Raw genomic sequence first — 16,618 nt, forward strand, 5'->3', positions numbered from 1 at the left:
TGGACAGGAGGTGGGTTCTCTAGCTGCCTTCAGCTGGAGAGTTTAATTGGAAATAGTGAATTTATTGATGGTTGCCGTTTTAATTGCTTTAACGGCATTCTTTGTCGCCTCGGAGTTTGCGATTGTCAAAGTGCGCAGCACACGTATTGACCAGCTTGTAGCGGAAGGAAACAGGAGCGCGATCGCCGCAAAGCGCGTTATCAGCAATTTGGATGAATACTTGTCGGCCTGCCAGCTTGGCATCACCATTACCGCGTTAGGTCTCGGCTGGCTGGGCGAACCCACCGTCATGCATTTGCTTCATCCTTTGTTTGAAGAGATGCATATAAACGAATCGGTAGCTTCTATCCTTTCTTTTGTCATCGCTTTCTCCACCATTACATTTTTGCACGTTGTGGTTGGTGAGTTAGCGCCTAAAACGCTGGCGATCCAAAAAGCCGAGACGATTACGCTGCTATGCTCCAAACCGTTAATTTTTTTCTACAAAGTGATGTACCCGTTTATTTGGGCGCTAAACGGATCCGCGCGGATGGTTACAGGGTTATTTGGCTTAAAGCCTGTGGCTGAGCATGAGGTTGCGCATTCTGAAGAGGAATTGCGGCTGATTTTATCAGAAAGCTATAAGAGCGGCGAGATTAATCCGTCTGAATATAAGTATGTCAATAATATTTTTGAGTTCGACAATCGCATTGCCAAAGAAATCATGGTGCCCCGCACAGAGATTGTTGCTTTTGATATAAACGATTCCATCATCGATCATTTTGAAATTATGAAGCAAGAAAAGTATACACGCTATCCCGTGATGGACGGCGACAAGGACCATATTGTCGGCATGGTGAACATTAAAGAAATTTTAACGGATTGCATTCACAATCCTCAAGCCGCGGAAAAGAAGATCGATGACTATATTCGTCCGATCATCCAGGTAATTGAGTCGATTCCGATTCATGATTTGCTCGTTAAAATGCAGCGTGAACGGGTTCATATGGCCATTCTCATTGATGAATATGGCGGGACAGCGGGCCTTGTTACCGTTGAAGATATACTGGAGGAAATTGTAGGGGAGATCCAAGATGAATTTGATGCCGATGAAGTCCCGAGAATTCGCAAAGTGAATGAACATACGATGATTGTGGAAGGAAAAGTGTTGATTGAGGATGTCAATGATTTGCTTGGAACACATATAGATGACACGGATGTGGATACGATTGGCGGCTGGATGTTAACAGAGAAATTTGATATTCAGCAAGGGGAGACGTTGGCATTCGATGGTCATGAGTTTAAGGTTTTACAAATGGAGGGCCACAATATCCGATTAATTGAAATCAAGAAACTTGTGAAATCTTCTGCACGAACAGAGCGGGAGACAGTGGTTGAATGACCATGAATCAAGTGAAAAAGACACGGCAGCTGGTGATCAAGCTGCCGTTTATTTTTGGATCATGGGATAGGCACATGAAGAGGAAGAGGCGCATACAGGAATATAAAGCATGATGTGAAGCGACACATAGCGGAAAAAGCGGCAGACTCAGCCTTTATTCAAAGAAAGATAAGCTTCTTCACATGGGCGGATTTTTTCTTGTCCAGCCGCATATGGTAGTAAAGAGAAAAAAGAAAGGATTCGCGGTAAGGAATAAGGAGAGATCGGGGATGGATTCATTGGGATGGTTCGGATTTTCCGCTTCCGCACTTGGAATGCTCATAGGAGGAGCGGTTGCTTGGTTGTTTTGCGGCTGGCATAAAGGAACGCCTATTATTTTTTCATTGTCCAGCGGTATGATTTTTGGACTTGCGGTAGTGGAAATTTTGCCGGAAAGCATGGCGGCAGGAGGTTGGCTGCTTACTGTGATTGGATTAGCCGCAGGTTATGGGCTTTATCATCACTTAGAAAGCATGTGGCATCGAGTGGTTGTCGTGACGAATAGGAAAAACCATGATGCATGGATTCATTCGGGAGTATATCTTCTTTTTAGCGTTGCTATACATAATTTTCCCACAGGGATCGCCTTAGGAGTCAATGCCCATTCCCCGTTGGTCGAGCAGCTGGGGCTGGCCGTGATTTTTCATAATATTCCCGAAGGGTTGGCGGTTTTTACCCCGTTGCTGATGGCGGGAATGGGGATGATGGGAGTGGTTCTTGGAGCGATCGCCGTGTCGATTCCGGTCGGGATTGGAGCGCTGCTTGGAAGCCGTTATGGCGCGGATATTTCTTGGCTGTCCGCCGTGATGACAACCATGGCGGTGGGGATCATGCTGACAGTGGCTGCAAAGGAAATGTTGGGAACCGCTTTAAAGGAGACAAAGATGATCGATTGTCTGCTGCTTTCTATGCTTGGTTTTTTGTCCGTTTGGTGTTTCTTAATTTTTCTCTAGGATGCTGAATAAGGAAAAGAGAAAACGAAAAAGAATGAAAAAAGGATAGACGAAATCATAAAGACAGAATATAATACATATGATCATATGTTCATATGTTATAAAAAGGAGGCTCTAATAAATTGGATAAAAAAGATCATGCTTTTTTAGCAGATGAAACGGTAGAACATGTGTCGTTAATCTTTAAAGCGCTGGCAGACCCGACACGAATGAAGCTCCTTTACTTATTGTCTCAAGAGGAATGTTCTGTTAATCATATAGCTGAAGTGCTGGAATTATCTCAATCAGCCGTCTCTCATCAGCTGAGCCTGCTCCGAAACTTGCGGCTCGTGAAATACCGACGCGAAGGAAAAACGTTATTTTATTCTTGCGATGACGAACATGTTATTTCGCTATTAAAACAGGCGATCGACCATTCAGAGCACCATTAATGAGGAGGCGTGTAACAATGCATCACCATCATCATGATCATCACCATCATGGTCATCATCATGGCCATCATCACGGACACCACCATCATGATTTAGGAAGGGAAGGAAATAAAAAAGGGCTGATTGTGGCTCTTTCCATTACGGCTGGCATTATGATTCTCGAGTTTTTAGGAGGATTATGGACGAACAGTCTCGCCCTTTTGTCCGATTCCGGTCATATGCTGAGCGATGCCAGTTCGCTGCTTCTTAGCCTTATTGCGATCTGGTTTGCTGCCAGGCCTGCATCCCCCAATAAAACGTATGGTTTTTACCGGTTTGAAATTTTAGCGGCTTTGTTTAATGGCGTTACGTTGTTTATTATCGCTGGATTTATTATTTGGGAAGCCATTGGGCGTTTTTATCATCCGCCGACGGTTTCCAGCGGTTCTATGATGCTGATTGCTTTGATCGGTTTGATAGCGAATTTATTAAGTGCTTGGGCGTTAATGCGGAAAGGGGATGTGAAGCATAATGTGAATTTGCGCAGCGCCTACCTGCACGTGTTGGGCGATGCGCTAGGATCTGTAGGAGCGATCATGGCTGGATTGGTCATGTGGGCTTTTGGCTGGTATATAGCTGATCCAATTATTTCTGTGCTTGTTGCGCTTCTCATCTTGAAAGGGGCATGGGAAGTGATTAAGCATACGGTTCATATTCTGATGGAGGGCACGCCGATTACGATTGACCAGCATGAGGTGAAAAAAGCACTTGAAAGCATTGAGGGAGTGGTCAATGTCCATGATCTCCATATTTGGACGATTACATCCGGGCTGGACTCTTTAAGCTGCCATATGCTGATTGAAGACTGTCAGGACAGCCAAAAGATTTTGCAGGCGGCGATTCATTTGATTGAAGAAAAATTTAAAATCCTCCATACGACCATCCAAATTGAAACCTCGCAAATTGATCACGGAGAAATGAGAGTGTAGGGATCGACTTTCCTTTCGCTGCATAGACACCATTTCTGATGGAGCAGATGATCCTTGGAAAGCCGACAGAAATCCGGATGATACCGCTCATCCATCTATGGATCTATGCGGAAGCTTGTTGTTTAGACAGCGGGTGACTGAAAAACGACAGATCATAAAATTATGGATCATCAGGCGGCTTTTCTGATGAAGGCCGCCTTCTCTCCACTTTTTTAAGTACAGATGGAAGATGAAACATGATCGCCTATTCAAAAGCAGACATTTTTTCGATGGTCGTCCATCCGGCGAAATCCCCAATCGCCTGCTCTTTGGAATGTTGCCACATCACGTTTATATCGTCAAGTGGAACCAATGCCATATCAGTTGAGAAAATAACAGCAAACGTGTAAACTGAATATTGCGCAGATGTGATCATAAGCTGTACAAGCTGTTCATATAATGATGATAAAGGGCATCGCACGGCACGATTGTGTGGTGCCTTTCCTTGCATGGTGTAGTGTGGATAGAGGAGGAGAAAACGATGAAGAAGCAAACGACAGCAGTGCTTATGGCTTTATCGATGTTGGTCGGAGCTGGGGGAACCTATGCTGGTATACAGCTGACGGATCGTCATGAAAGTAGCAGCCTTTCCGTCCAATCGGAGCAAGCCACAAAGGAAACGGCGAAAAATGAGCAGGAAGAGCTCAAAAAAATCCAACAAGCTTATGAGCTCATTAAAAGCCGTTATGTGCAAAAGGTGGATGACCAAAAACTAATCGAAGGCGCGATTCAAGGGATGATCGGCACACTGAAAGATCCATATTCTGTATACATGGATGAAGAAACGGCTGAGCAATTTAATGAGTCCCTTGATTCCTCGTTTGAAGGAATTGGCGCAGAAGTAAGCATGGTGGACGGAAAAGTGACGATTGTCGCTCCATTTAAAAACTCTCCAGCCGAAAAAGCGGGGCTGAAGCCAAACGATCAGATCGTGAAGGTGAACGGGCAAAGTCTGGAAGGACTTGATTTATATGAAGCGGTCTTAAAAATTCGCGGCAAAAAGGGAACGACGGTTCATTTGGACATTCTTCGCCCGGGGATGAAGGATATGATTCGAGTCAACGTCGTACGCGATGAAATCCCAATTGAAACGGTCTACGATTCGCTCAAGACGTATAATGGCAAAAAAGTAGGATATTTAGAGATTACTTCATTCTCAGAAAATACAGCTCAAGATTTTAAAAAGAAATTAGAGAAATTAGAATCGGAAAAAATGGATGGATTGGTCATCGATGTGCGCGGTAATCCGGGAGGCTACTTGCAAAGCGTAGAGGATATTTTAAAGCAGTTTATTCCGAAGGGCAAACCATATATTCAAATTGAGGACCGCAATGGCCGCAAGCAAAAGTTTTACTCCAATTTGACGGAGAAAAAGCCGTACCCGATTGTTGTGCTGATCGATAAAGGTAGCGCCTCAGCGTCGGAAATTTTAGCAGGTGCCATGAAAGAAGCCGGCGGTTATAAGCTGGTGGGGGAAACATCGTTTGGAAAAGGCACGGTGCAGCAGGCCATCCCGATGGGCGACGGCAGCAACTTAAAACTTACGCTTTATAAATGGTTGACTCCTGATGGAAATTGGATTCATAAAAAAGGAGTTAAGCCGGATGTGACTGTGGAGCAGCCGGAATACTTCCATGCCAGCCCGATTCATATTGATAAAGCCCTCCAATACAACATGAATAGTGAGCAAATTAAAAACGCCCAGCAAATGCTCAAAGGACTCGGTTTTGATCCGGGGCGTGAGGATGGATATTTCAGCGAGGAAACGGTAGAGGCCGTCAAGTCATTCCAACAAGAAAATAAAATTCCAGCTACAGGAAGCATTGACAAGCAAACAGCTGAATTGCTTGAAACGAAAGTGCTGGAAGCGGTCCGTGATGATAAAAATGACAAACAGTTAAAAGAAGCGATGAAAGTGTTATTCCAATAATACAAAGGGAACGGTTCGAAGCCGAATCGTTCCCTTTTCATTTGATGAAGACGAGACGTTTTTGTCCAAGGTAATTGAAGATGGTATAAAGCGCTGTGCCGAATAAAATGGCCATATCATCGGTATACTGGGCGGGCAGAAGGGAAACCGTGCCCATCGTCCAGTGAGCTAGTTGTTTGCCTAGACGATAAGCAAAGAAGTAGGATACCATAATCACAAGTGCAAAACGAAAAGCGCTGCTGCTGATGGGTGCATGACTGCGAAATGTAAACAAACGATTTAAGCAGTAGCTGACGATGGCGCCAATCGTGTTGCCGATCAACGTGGCCCCCCAATAGGAAACATGAGCGAGATGAAGCAGCGTATACATGACAGACAATCCGACAGCGGTATTAATCAACCCGACAAGCAAGAAGCGGAAGAACGAATGATTCATAGATGGATCCGCTCTTTCTGGTTTGTTTTCATTCGCAGAGAATATAAATTTTCTTCAATGGTAAACCGCGGTCTTCTTTTGACTTCTTGATAGATTTTTCCAATGTATTCTCCAATGAAACCGACGCTCATTAATAAAAGCCCTCCAATCAGCCAAATTGAGATCATAATGGATGTCCATCCTGATTCGGCATATCCCAACAGCTTGACGATGAAAGCATAGAGACCAGCGATGCTGCTAAGAAGAAAAGAAAGAAAGCCGACAAATGTAATGAAGCGAATCGGCACGACACTAAACGAAGTCACTCCATCCAAGGCGAAAGCCAGCATTTTTTTCAATGGATATTTCGATTCTCCAGCAAAGCGTTCTTTTCGATCATAAAGCACTTGAGTCGAACGGAACCCCAGCAGCGGAACGATGCCGCGCAGAAATAGATTGGCTTCGTCATAACGGCTGAGCTCTTGCAGCGCCCGCCGGCTCATTAAGCGGAAATCAGCATGATTATAGATCAGAGCGATGCCCATTTTTTGCATCAATCGGTAAAAGCCTTGTGCGGTTGCCCGTTTGAACCATGTATCCGTGCTGCGGCTACGGCGCACACCGTATACAATATCAAAGCCTTCCCAATATTTTATAATAAATTCACGAATGGCCTGGATATCGTCTTGCAAATCAGCATCAATGGAAATAACGCAGTCCGAATACTCCATGGCCGCTTGAAGTCCAGCTAACAGCGCGCGTTGATGTCCAAAATTGCGCGATAGCTTAATTCCGGTGATCAGCGGATTTTTTTCGCTTTCCTCCAAGATAAGCTCCCATGTTCGGTCACGGCTGCCATCGTCGACAAACAATAGCTTGCTTTCAGAGGCAATCAGCTTCTCTTTTTGCAGCTGCTGTAATACACCGGTTAACTGTTTAGCTGTTTCTAAAAATACCTCTTCTTCGTTATAGCACGGTACCACAATGGTTAACACAGGCGTTTCCATTCCGTCTCTCCTCCTTTATTCCACTTCGTATAAATAGATTTTCCAAACAGATTGGGAGTCTTCAAATACTTTAAGCAGGCGCAGATGATTTTCTTTGGCATTCATAATAGGAACGGATGAAAAGAGATAGCGTCCGCCCATTTTCTTAAATACGTCTGTATGAAGTTCTAAATGGTAAATTTTCCTATGGGATGTTTTGCGAAAGCCATAATGCTTTCCAAGCTCCGCTGAGAAAATGTAGACACGATTGCCCCAGTGGTCGAAATAATCTTTCAGCTCTGGGCTCTTATCCAGCTCTTTCGCGATGATTTTGCGAAAAGAGTGTTTATACGACAATGGGTAAAAATTATTGTACGTATCCAATGTATAAAAGCCGTTATATTGCGCAATGGCCGGATGCAGGCCGATGCTGGCGACACGATAGGAGCTTGGCGGTTTTCCGATGTATTCTTTGATTTCATGAAATAAATGCTCTGCATAAAATTCTTTAAATGACGGTGTGCCGCTGATACGGTAGCGAATTTCTTCATTGAATCCCCCTAACAACAGCGTTTGCAAAAGGATGGCGGCCATAGCCACCTGCTTCCAGCTTCTATTTCGGCGCCATAGTATTTGCAAGGCTAAAGCAAAGTCTAAATAAATGACCAAAGGCCGCAAAAAATGGAAACGAGCGAAATTAAAGGTGTTCAGCAACGCAAATCGTTCTTTGAGCGGCTGCCAGCCTTTATAAAACCAAAAGGCGTACCAAACGGATAAAACAAAGTTTAGAATGAATAAAAACAAAAAACGTCTTTCGAGCTCCCCTTTCTTTGCTCTTAGGATGAAAGCAAAGGCAAGGAACAGAATGGGCTGAATGATAAAAGTATGCACGGTCATCACATGGGTATGACCAAGAAAATAGTTTTTAAATACAAGATGGATCGTATGCCAAAATCCAAGCTTTGAGGACACAAATTCGTTTCGGCTAGTCGGCTCATGGCTAAAAAGCAACGAATAGACAAGGCGGTATTCGATGGCCAAGAATAGGCTTGTCATGAACACGATACTGCCGAGAAACGGAATATTCCATTGTTTTTTGCCAACCGCATCACGAAGCCAAAGAAGCCCCATCGCCGTTAAGAAAAAGAAAAAGCCGAGCACAAAGCTTGCATAGAACGGAAGAAGGGCAAGGGTGGCCCATTCCTTCCATGACGCTTGACGGTTTCGAATGGACAGAAAAGCCCAAAGTGCCAGCGGCATGCCGAGGGTGCTAAGCATTCCCGACGGCCAGAAAGGAGTCAAAGCGAAGGTGAGCGCTGCTCCGACGCGAATAAGATAAGCTTCTTTTTCCCTAAGAAAATGCCGCTTTAATAAAAGATACATCCCCAGAAAAGCGAAGCCGCGCGTAATGGTCTGGCTGACGGCATACGCTACCATGGACGGAAGCAACGCGTGAAGCCAAACGATGCCGCTAAATTCAGTGCCATAGGCATTGCGCGGCAGTCCGTTAATGACTTGCGGAATCGTTGCGTTGATGGATCCAAATAGTTCTCCGCTTCGTACAAGCACCTTGTACCAAGCAATATTGGAATCTAAATTATCATGAACGCGAATATGTGCATTTTCTCCTAAAATATAAAGCGGAGAAAGATAAAGAATGATAAGAAAAATGGCGATCCATATGGCGATCCGTTCTCGTTTTTCCACAATCGAATGCTCTTGCATGGACCATCTCTGCTCCTTTCTTGCTGATGATTCATGTAATGGAATATCAATATTTCTCGCGCCTGATACCGACAATGACGGCTGGAAGATGCAAGAACTTCTGTTTCGTTACGCATCATGCCAAAAAAAAGCGGTCATGGCGATCCGGTTTGCCGATGGCCGAAACATAGAATCTGCCCATTACATTTTGATTTTCTTGGCAGCGGCATTCATTATAAACAAATAGAATTAAAAAAACATAAGAAATGGATAAAAATAAGGAGAAGGAAAAATAGAGTTCCATTCATTGTAATTTTCATATACATAGAGGTGACCGAGAAAAGCGGGGAATGATAAGTAGCCATTTCATTGGATTGACGAATAAAAAAATCCCAAGAATGCCATTTTATCAACATTCTTAGGATTTTAATTTGGGAACATATCACGTGAAAATAAGATGGAAGCATATTGTGATGTTATTAGATATTGAACGTTCATGTGTTAGAGATGAAAGGTTCACACAAATAAGCCGATAATTCGGCCTACGCCGCGGCGTTTTTGCTTTTTAGACAAAGAATCGTCCGCTTCGCGCTTCTCATTGGCTTCTTCCAGCAGGGAGATGCGTTGTTCAAGCTGACGGATGTAAGAATGCAGCTCTTCAATTTCGCGGCGGTGCTGCAACAGTTGAACGGATACAACTTCATCTGCTTTTTGCTCAAGCTGGCGTTCAATGCGTTGAAAACGTGAGGTGAATTCGTTTAGATGTGGTTGAAGATGAGTGGAGAAAAAGTCTTCTGGGCACAGAATGTTTTTTTCATTTTCTTCTTCTGTTTCGCACTCTTCAAGAGCCGCTCCTTGCTCAAATTTGATCTGTTCAAGCAATGCAAGTGTTTCAGAATCGAATATGTAATGTCCTGCTTCGTTTTTTTTGCATGGAATCTCGTATTTTTTAACCCAGCGCTGAATCGTTTTAGGCGATACTCCAAGCCGCTTGGCAACATTGCTCGTTTTTAGTTCCATGGTTTTTCCTCCTCTTTTCTTTCCTTGTCTATATCATTTTTTCCATCGAATGTCCAAATTCCTTTTACGATGACAAAACTAGTGCTCATTCGGCAAAGAAAGTGGGAATAGGAAAAAATTCGCCATTTGTCGAATAACATATAAAAAAATATGCAGCCAATCGTATGATTTGTAGAAGCGATTTGCTAGAATGAAAAGTAGATCAGTAGATACGTTCATGATGATCGGAGGTGAAGCCCATGCTTGGCATGTGGGGGATGGAACTTTTGAAAGGAGTCGGGCGGTTGTTGACCGAGCCCCTTTTGTATTATGGCGTGCTGCTTGCGGCTTTCGTCGGCTGGCGTCGAATGAATAAAGAGCGGAAGCATTTTCATATTCGCGTATATGGCTGGTTTCAGGAAAGTGTCTTTTTTTGGCGCAGCGGTTGGGCCGTTGGCTTGTTTCTTTCCATCGTGACGGTAGTGTCTGGAATGGCGGTACCCCACGATGTGTTGCTGCTGCTTTTTTATGTGACGGTTTTGCTGAGCTTGACAGGACAGATGCGGTTACTATCTCCTGCTTATACGGTTGGGGGATTGGTTTTGCTTGCAGCTGGTTTTATGAAATACGGAGGCGCTTGGCCGTTGGTTTCAAAATATGTGGAAAGCCTTCACGAGGCGCCTATATCCGTTTTCATATGGCTGCTTGCATTGCTGTTATTTGCCGAGGGGTTTCTCATTTTGCGAAACGGAGCAGTGGCTACTTCTCCGCAGCTTGCTAAAAGCAAGAGGGGGCTTATGATTGGAGAACATTGGGTAGATAGGATTTGGTTTGTGCCTGTGCTTCTGCCCATTCCCAATGGCCCGCTCTCTTCGCCTTTTTCATGGTGGCCATTGTTTTCGGGCGTGGATCATTCATATTCATTCGCTTTGGTGCCATTTTTGCTCGGCTTCTCGCAGCATATGCAAGGCATGCATCCACGAGCCTCTATTCAAATGGCCGGCCGTCGCGTGCTCTGGTTAGCGGCCGCTGTCTGCGCGGGAGCTTTGGCGTCTTCTTGGTTTCCTTCCTTAGGAATCGCGGTTGCAGCTGCGGCGTTGATTGCTAGAGAATGTCTGGCTTTTTGGCAGCATCGGCAAGACCGTTCCCGTCCCCCGTATTTTTCACAGCAAGAGCAGGGATTGGTTATTTTAGGAATTTTACCAGAATCGAAGGCTGAAAAAATCGGGCTGAAAATCGGCGAAGTGATTGCGAAAGTGAACGGCATACCCGTTAAAACGGAAAAAGAATTTTATGAGGCATTGCAGCATAACCGCGCTTTTTGTAAGCTAGAGGTGTTGGATCAAAATGCGGAAGTCCGTTTTGTCCAAGGAGCGTTATATGAAAATGAGCATCACGAGCTTGGATTGTTGTTTGTGCAAACGCGGGAAAAATGGACATCGGAAGCTGTATAGATAAGGGGTTTTGCTTATGTGGTTTCTCGTTGCATTAATCGTGCCGTTTTTGCTAGTGCTGCTTTTTACTCGCGTCACTTATAATCATTATGTGGGGACGCTGCTGACAGTGGCGCTGTTAGTAGCTTCTTATGTCAAAGGATATACAAACGAGCTTCATGAAGTGTTAGCGGATATTGCGTCGACAACGGCAGGCTTTTTATATGCAGAGAAAATGGTAAAAAAATTTAAAAAATAAGAAGAAAGCCACCGCAAAAGATCGATTGAACCATTCTTTTGCGGTGGCTTTTGTTATTGCAGCCAAAGAGATGGAAATAGCTGTTCGCTCTGTAAGGCTTACGAAAGTTTTGGAAACGAATATAAGTTCGTATTTTTTGTGCATCTTAAGCATTCATGTGGTACAATACAATTAGGATGAATACGAAGGGGGCTTTGCGCAGGTGAAAGACCATTTTCAATTAGTATCAGCCTATCAGCCGCAAGGCGACCAGCCAAAGGCAATTGCTAAGCTGGTGGAAGGAATTTTGAACGGTACGAAGCATCAAACGCTATTAGGAGCGACAGGAACAGGAAAGACCTTTACCATTTCTAACGTCATCCAGAAGGTGAATAAACCGACGCTGGTCATTGCTCATAATAAAACATTGGCGGGCCAGCTATATAGTGAATTGAAGGAGTTTTTTCCAAATAATGCAGTTGAGTATTTTGTGAGCTACTATGACTACTATCAGCCGGAAGCGTATGTGCCGCAGACGGATACGTATATTGAAAAGGACGCAAGCATCAACGATGAAATTGATAAGCTGCGGCATTCGGCCACATCTGCTTTATTTGAGCGGCGCGATGTCATTATTGTGGCCAGTGTATCATGCATTTACGGCTTGGGTTCTCCGGAAGAATATCGAGAGCTTGTCGTATCTTTGCGGACAGGGATGGAAATCGAAAGAAACGAATTGCTGCGCCGTTTAGTCGATGTGCAGTATACGCGCAATGACATTGATTTTCAGCGGGGAACGTTTCGCGTTCGCGGTGATGTCGTCGAAATTTTTCCGGCTTCGCGCGACGAGCATTGCATTCGTGTCGAGTTTTTTGGCGATGAGATTGAACGGATTCGCGAGGTAGATGCGCTGACGGGAGAAATTATCGGAGAGCGGGAGCATGTTGCGATTTTCCCAGCTTCCCACTTCGTCACGCGCGATGAAAAAATGCAGCTGGCGATTCAAAATATCGAGCAAGAGCTGGAAGAACGCTTGAAGGAGTTGCGGGAGCAGGGCAAGCTGTTGGAAGCGCAGCGGCTTGAGCAGCGCACGCGCTATGATCTTGAAATGATGCGGGAAATGGGCTTTTGTTCAGGAATTGAAAACTACTCACGCCATTTAACATTGCGCCCGCCAGGATCGACTCCTTATACGCTGCTCGATTATTTTCCAGACGATTTTTTAATTGTGATTGATGAATCGCACGTCACACTGCCGCAGATTCGCGGGATGTATAATGGCGACAAAGCACGCAAACAGGTGCTGGTCGATCACGGCTTCCGCCTGCCGTCAGCGCTTGACAACCGTCCGCTGACGTTTGAAGAGTTTGAGAAAAAAGTGAACCAAATTATTTATGTGTCGGCAACGCCGGGACCATACGAATTGGAGCATAGTCCGGAAATGGTCGAGCAAATTATTCGGCCGACCGGGCTTTTGGATCCGACGATTGATGTTCGTCCAATTCAAGGGCAAATAGATGACTTGATCGATGAAATTCATGAACGCGTGAAGCGGAATGAGCGAACACTAGTGACGACGCTCACGAAAAAAATGGCGGAAGATTTAACCGATTACTTGAAGGAAATAGGGATTAAGGTGGCCTATTTGCATTCGGAAATTAAAACGCTTGAACGCATTGAAATCATCCGCGACCTGCGCATCGGCAAATACGACGTGCTTGTTGGCATTAACTTGTTAAGAGAGGGATTGGATATTCCGGAGGTGTCGCTTGTCGCGATTTTAGATGCTGATAAGGAAGGATTTTTGCGTTCAGAGCGTTCGCTGATCCAGACGATTGGACGAGCGGCCCGCAATGCTAACGGTCATGTGATTATGTATGCCGATACGATCACCAAATCGATGGAGATTGCGATCAATGAAACAAAACGGCGCCGTTCCATCCAAGAGGCCTATAACCGTGAGCATGGCATCGTACCGAAGACGATTCAAAAGGGGATTCGTGATGTTATTCGTGCGACGTATGCGGCTGAACAGCCAGAGTCGTACGAGGTGAAGCCGGATCGCCGCAAATGGACGAAAAAAGAACGGGAGCAGCTTGTGGCGAACTTAGAAAAAGAAATGAAAGAAGCGGCCAAAGCGCTTGACTTTGAACGCGCGGCCGAGCTTCGCGATTTAATTTTTGAACTCAAAGCGGAAGGATGATCAAAAGCTTATGCCAATGGATAAAATTACGATTAAAGGGGCAAGAGTTCATAATCTAAAGAATATGGACATTGAGATCCCGCGAGACCAACTTGTTGTTTTAACGGGGTTATCAGGTTCAGGAAAATCGTCGTTGGCGTTTGATACGATTTATGCGGAAGGGCAGCGGCGCTATGTCGAATCGCTTTCGGCATACGCCCGCCAATTTTTAGGACAAATGGACAAGCCGGATGTCGATACGATCGAAGGGCTATCTCCGGCCATTTCAATCGATCAGAAAACGACGAGCCGCAATCCGCGCTCCACAGTGGGAACGGTTACCGAAATTTATGATTATTTGCGCTTATTGTTTGCGCGGATTGGCCGTCCCGTTTGTCCAGAGCACGGCATTGAAATTACGTCGCAAACCATTGAACAAATGGTTGACCGCATCCTAGCTTACCCGGAACGAACGAAAATTCAAGTATTAGCGCCGATCGTATCGGGAAGAAAAGGAACGCATGTTAAAACGCTAGAAGAGATCAAAAAACAGGGATATGTACGCGTGCGCATAGACGGCGAGATGCGCGAGCTATCGGAAGACATCGAATTAGAAAAAAATAAAAAGCATTCTATTGAAGTAGTGATTGATCGCATCGTCGTGAAGGAAGGCATTGCCTCGCGCTTGGCTGATTCTCTGGAAACAGCGCTGAAGCTGGCTGACGGCAAAGTGATTATTGATGTGGTCGGAGAAGAGGAACTTCTGTTTAGCGAGCATCACGCTTGTCCGTATTGCGGTTTTTCGATTGGCGAGCTTGAGCCGCGCATGTTTTCGTTCAACAGTCCGTACGGAGCGTGTCCGGATTGTGACGGGCTGGGCGCTAAATTGGAGGTAGACCGGGACTTAGTCATTCCGAATGATGAACTGACCTTGCGCGAGCATGCGATCGCTCCATGGGAACCGCAAAGCTCCCAATATTATCCACAGCTGTTGGCGGCTGTTTGCCAGCATTATGGAATTGATATGGATGTTCCGGTAAAGGAGCTGCCGAAGGAGCAGTTAAATCGCATCCTGTATGGAAGCAATGGTGAAAAAATTTATTTTCGTTATGAAAATGATTTTGGACAGATTCGCGAACATTACATTGAATTTGAAGGGGTTATTCCCAATATTGAACGGCGTTACCGCGAAACAAGCTCTGATTATATTCGCGAGCAAATGGAAAAATACATGGCTGATCAGCCGTGTCCAACGTGTAAAGGCTATCGTTTAAAAAAAGAAAGCTTAGCCGTGCTTGTCGGCGGCAAGCATATTGGGGAAGTGGCATCGCTGTCTGTCACGGAAGCGCTCGCGTTTTTCCGGAGCTTAGAATTGAGTGAAAAAGAACAGAAAATTGCCCATATGATTTTGCGTGAGATCATAGAACGACTTGGTTTCTTAAATAATGTGGGCTTAGATTATTTAACATTAAGCCGTTCAGCCGGCACATTATCAGGCGGCGAGGCACAGCGCATTCGTCTTGCGACCCAAATTGGCTCCCGGCTAACGGGTGTGCTTTACATTTTGGACGAGCCGTCCATCGGACTCCATCAGCGTGACAACGATCGGCTGATTGATACGCTCAAAAACATGAGAGACATCGGCAATACGCTGATTGTCGTAGAACATGACGAAGACACGATGCTGGCTGCTGATTATTTGATTGACATTGGTCCAGGCGCCGGCATTCATGGCGGCCAAGTAGTGGCGGCCGGAACGCCGGAAGAAGTCATGAACGATCCTCATTCCCTAACAGGCCAATATTTGTCGGGCAAAAAGTTTATTCCGCTTCCGCCGGAACGCCGCAAGCCAGATGGCCGCTGGCTTGAAATACATGGTGCAAAAGAAAACAATTTAAGAAATGTGTCCGTGAAAATCCCGCTTGGCACGTTTGTGGCTGTGACGGGAGTATCAGGTTCGGGAAAAAGTACGCTTGTCAATGAAATTTTGCACAAAGCGCTGGCGCAAAAATTACAAGGAGCGAAAGCGAAGCCTGGAGAGTACAAAACATTGAAAGGAATCGAGCATCTGGATAAAGTCATTGACATCGACCAGTCTCCGATCGGGCGTACGCCTCGCTCAAATCCGGCCACGTATACGGGAGTATTTGATGATATTCGCGAGGTGTTTGCAGCTACGAACGAGGCGAAGGTGCGCGGCTATCAGAAAGGCCGTTTTAGCTTTAACGTGAAGGGCGGCCGCTGCGAAGCCTGCCGTGGCGATGGCATTATTAAAATTGAAATGCACTTTTTGCCGGATGTGTACGTTCCATGTGAAGTATGCCACGGCAAACGCTATAACCGTGAAACGCTGGAAGTGAAATATAAGGATAAAAACATTGCCGAAGTGCTGGAAATGACGGTGGAGGATGCGCTCGCCTTCTTTGAAAACATTCCGAAAATCAAGCGAAAGCTGCAAACGATTTATGATGTCGGATTAGGCTATATCAAGCTTGGACAGCCGGCGACAACGCTATCTGGGGGAGAGGCGCAGCGGGTAAAATTGGCGTCCGAACTGCATCGCCGTTCGACAGGGCGCACTCTCTATATTTTAGATGAGCCGACTACAGGCTTGCATATTGATGATATCGCCCGCTTGCTTAAAGTGCTTCAGCGGCTGGTGGATAACGGTGATACTGTGCTTGTTATTGAGCATAATCTTGATGTCATTAAAGCGGCTGATTATATTATTGATCTCGGTCCTGAAGGTGGCGATAAGGGCGGCCGAATCGTGGCGGTGGGAACCCCAGAGGAAATCGCCGAAGTGAAAGGATCCTATACGGGACTGTATTTAAAACGCATTTTAGAGCGCGACCGCCAGCGAATGCAAGCGATGTATGAAGAAATAAAGGTGCCCTAATCAAGGGCCCTTTTTTCACAT

At 45.4% G+C, this 16,618-nt stretch carries 13 protein-coding genes; 9 read left to right on the forward strand and 4 right to left on the reverse strand.

Annotation, left to right across the window (positions count from 1 at the left end):
* Nucleotides 1–46 precede the first annotated feature (46 nt).
* The 5 genes from GGQ95_RS14320 (at nt 47) to GGQ95_RS14340 (ending at nt 5,741) form a co-directional block, all read left to right on the forward strand.
* Nucleotides 47–1,381, forward strand: a complete 1,335-nt coding sequence (locus tag GGQ95_RS14320; RefSeq protein WP_066149628.1) for a hemolysin family protein — start codon at nt 47–49, stop codon at nt 1,379–1,381.
* A 269-nt stretch (nt 1,382–1,650) separates the two neighbouring features.
* Nucleotides 1,651–2,373: a ZIP family metal transporter gene (locus GGQ95_RS14325; RefSeq protein ID WP_183187021.1), complete on the forward strand. Its 723-nt coding sequence runs from the start codon at nt 1,651–1,653 to the stop codon at nt 2,371–2,373.
* Nucleotides 2,374–2,495: 122 nt separating this feature from the next.
* Nucleotides 2,496–2,804, forward strand: coding sequence for an ArsR/SmtB family transcription factor (locus GGQ95_RS14330; RefSeq protein WP_183187022.1), 309 nt, complete (start codon nt 2,496–2,498; stop codon nt 2,802–2,804).
* Nucleotides 2,805–2,821: 17 nt separating this feature from the next.
* A complete protein-coding gene (locus tag GGQ95_RS14335; protein ID WP_066149634.1) occupies nt 2,822–3,772 on the forward strand; it encodes a cation diffusion facilitator family transporter in 951 nt (316 codons plus the stop codon).
* Between the two features lie 520 nt (nt 3,773–4,292).
* Nucleotides 4,293–5,741 carry a S41 family peptidase gene (locus GGQ95_RS14340; RefSeq protein ID WP_066149639.1) on the forward strand — a complete coding sequence of 483 codons (1,449 nt, stop codon included), beginning with the start codon at nt 4,293–4,295 and terminating at the stop codon, nt 5,739–5,741.
* Between the two features lie 37 nt (nt 5,742–5,778).
* Here the strand turns inward: GGQ95_RS14340 and GGQ95_RS14345 are convergent, their stop codons facing one another.
* The 4 genes from GGQ95_RS14345 to GGQ95_RS14360 form a co-directional block, all read right to left on the reverse strand.
* The gene (locus tag GGQ95_RS14345; protein WP_066149642.1) at nt 5,779–6,177 is read right to left on the reverse strand and encodes a GtrA family protein; all 399 of its coding nucleotides are present in this window, start codon (nt 6,175–6,177) and stop codon (nt 5,779–5,781) included.
* The gene (locus tag GGQ95_RS14350; RefSeq protein ID WP_066149645.1) at nt 6,174–7,163 is read right to left on the reverse strand and encodes a glycosyltransferase family 2 protein; all 990 of its coding nucleotides are present in this window, start codon (nt 7,161–7,163) and stop codon (nt 6,174–6,176) included. Before GGQ95_RS14350 ends, GGQ95_RS14345 begins: the two co-directional genes overlap by 4 nt.
* A 15-nt stretch (nt 7,164–7,178) precedes the next feature.
* Nucleotides 7,179–8,867, reverse strand: coding sequence for a DUF6044 family protein (locus tag GGQ95_RS14355; protein WP_183187023.1), 1,689 nt, complete (start codon nt 8,865–8,867; stop codon nt 7,179–7,181).
* 495 nt (nt 8,868–9,362) lie between these two features.
* Nucleotides 9,363–9,866, reverse strand: a complete 504-nt coding sequence (locus tag GGQ95_RS14360; protein WP_066149651.1) for a MerR family transcriptional regulator — start codon at nt 9,864–9,866, stop codon at nt 9,363–9,365.
* Nucleotides 9,867–10,105: 239 nt separating this feature from the next.
* Between GGQ95_RS14360 and GGQ95_RS14365 the strand changes: the two genes are divergently transcribed.
* The 4 genes from GGQ95_RS14365 (at nt 10,106) to uvrA (ending at nt 16,597) form a co-directional block, all read left to right on the forward strand.
* A complete protein-coding gene (locus GGQ95_RS14365) occupies nt 10,106–11,299 on the forward strand; it encodes a PDZ domain-containing protein (protein ID WP_066149654.1) in 1,194 nt (397 codons plus the stop codon).
* Between the two features lie 16 nt (nt 11,300–11,315).
* Nucleotides 11,316–11,537, forward strand: a complete 222-nt coding sequence (locus GGQ95_RS14370; protein WP_044741465.1) for a CsbA family protein — start codon at nt 11,316–11,318, stop codon at nt 11,535–11,537.
* A gap of 202 nt (nt 11,538–11,739) precedes the next feature.
* Complete coding sequence (gene uvrB, locus GGQ95_RS14375; protein WP_044741464.1) at nt 11,740–13,719, forward strand: excinuclease ABC subunit UvrB; 1,980 nt, start codon at nt 11,740–11,742, stop codon at nt 13,717–13,719.
* A 16-nt stretch (nt 13,720–13,735) separates the two neighbouring features.
* Nucleotides 13,736–16,597: an excinuclease ABC subunit UvrA gene (gene uvrA, locus GGQ95_RS14380; protein ID WP_376701756.1), complete on the forward strand. Its 2,862-nt coding sequence runs from the start codon at nt 13,736–13,738 to the stop codon at nt 16,595–16,597.
* Nucleotides 16,598–16,618 lie beyond the last annotated feature (21 nt).

The organism is Anoxybacteroides rupiense (assembly GCF_014196195.1).
Classification (GTDB): domain Bacteria; phylum Bacillota; class Bacilli; order Bacillales; family Anoxybacillaceae; genus Anoxybacteroides; species Anoxybacteroides rupiense.

Excerpts from the sequence above, each read along its gene's own strand:
- GGQ95_RS14325 (WP_183187021.1), top strand. The coding sequence starts at position 1,651 with ATGGATTCATTGGGATGGTTCGGATTTTCCGCTTCCGCACTTGGAATG.
- GGQ95_RS14335 (WP_066149634.1), top strand. The coding sequence starts at position 2,822 with ATGCATCACCATCATCATGATCATCACCATCATGGTCATCATCATGGC.
- GGQ95_RS14340 (WP_066149639.1), top strand. The coding sequence starts at position 4,293 with ATGAAGAAGCAAACGACAGCAGTGCTTATGGCTTTATCGATGTTGGTC.
- GGQ95_RS14345 (WP_066149642.1), bottom strand. The coding sequence starts at position 6,177 with ATGAATCATTCGTTCTTCCGCTTCTTGCTTGTCGGGTTGATTAATACC.
- GGQ95_RS14350 (WP_066149645.1), bottom strand. The coding sequence starts at position 7,163 with ATGGAAACGCCTGTGTTAACCATTGTGGTACCGTGCTATAACGAAGAA.
- GGQ95_RS14355 (WP_183187023.1), bottom strand. The coding sequence starts at position 8,867 with ATGCAAGAGCATTCGATTGTGGAAAAACGAGAACGGATCGCCATATGG.
- GGQ95_RS14360 (WP_066149651.1), bottom strand. The coding sequence starts at position 9,866 with ATGGAACTAAAAACGAGCAATGTTGCCAAGCGGCTTGGAGTATCGCCT.
- GGQ95_RS14365 (WP_066149654.1), top strand. The coding sequence starts at position 10,106 with ATGCTTGGCATGTGGGGGATGGAACTTTTGAAAGGAGTCGGGCGGTTG.
- GGQ95_RS14370 (WP_044741465.1), top strand. The coding sequence starts at position 11,316 with ATGTGGTTTCTCGTTGCATTAATCGTGCCGTTTTTGCTAGTGCTGCTT.
- uvrA (WP_376701756.1), top strand. The coding sequence starts at position 13,736 with ATGGATAAAATTACGATTAAAGGGGCAAGAGTTCATAATCTAAAGAAT.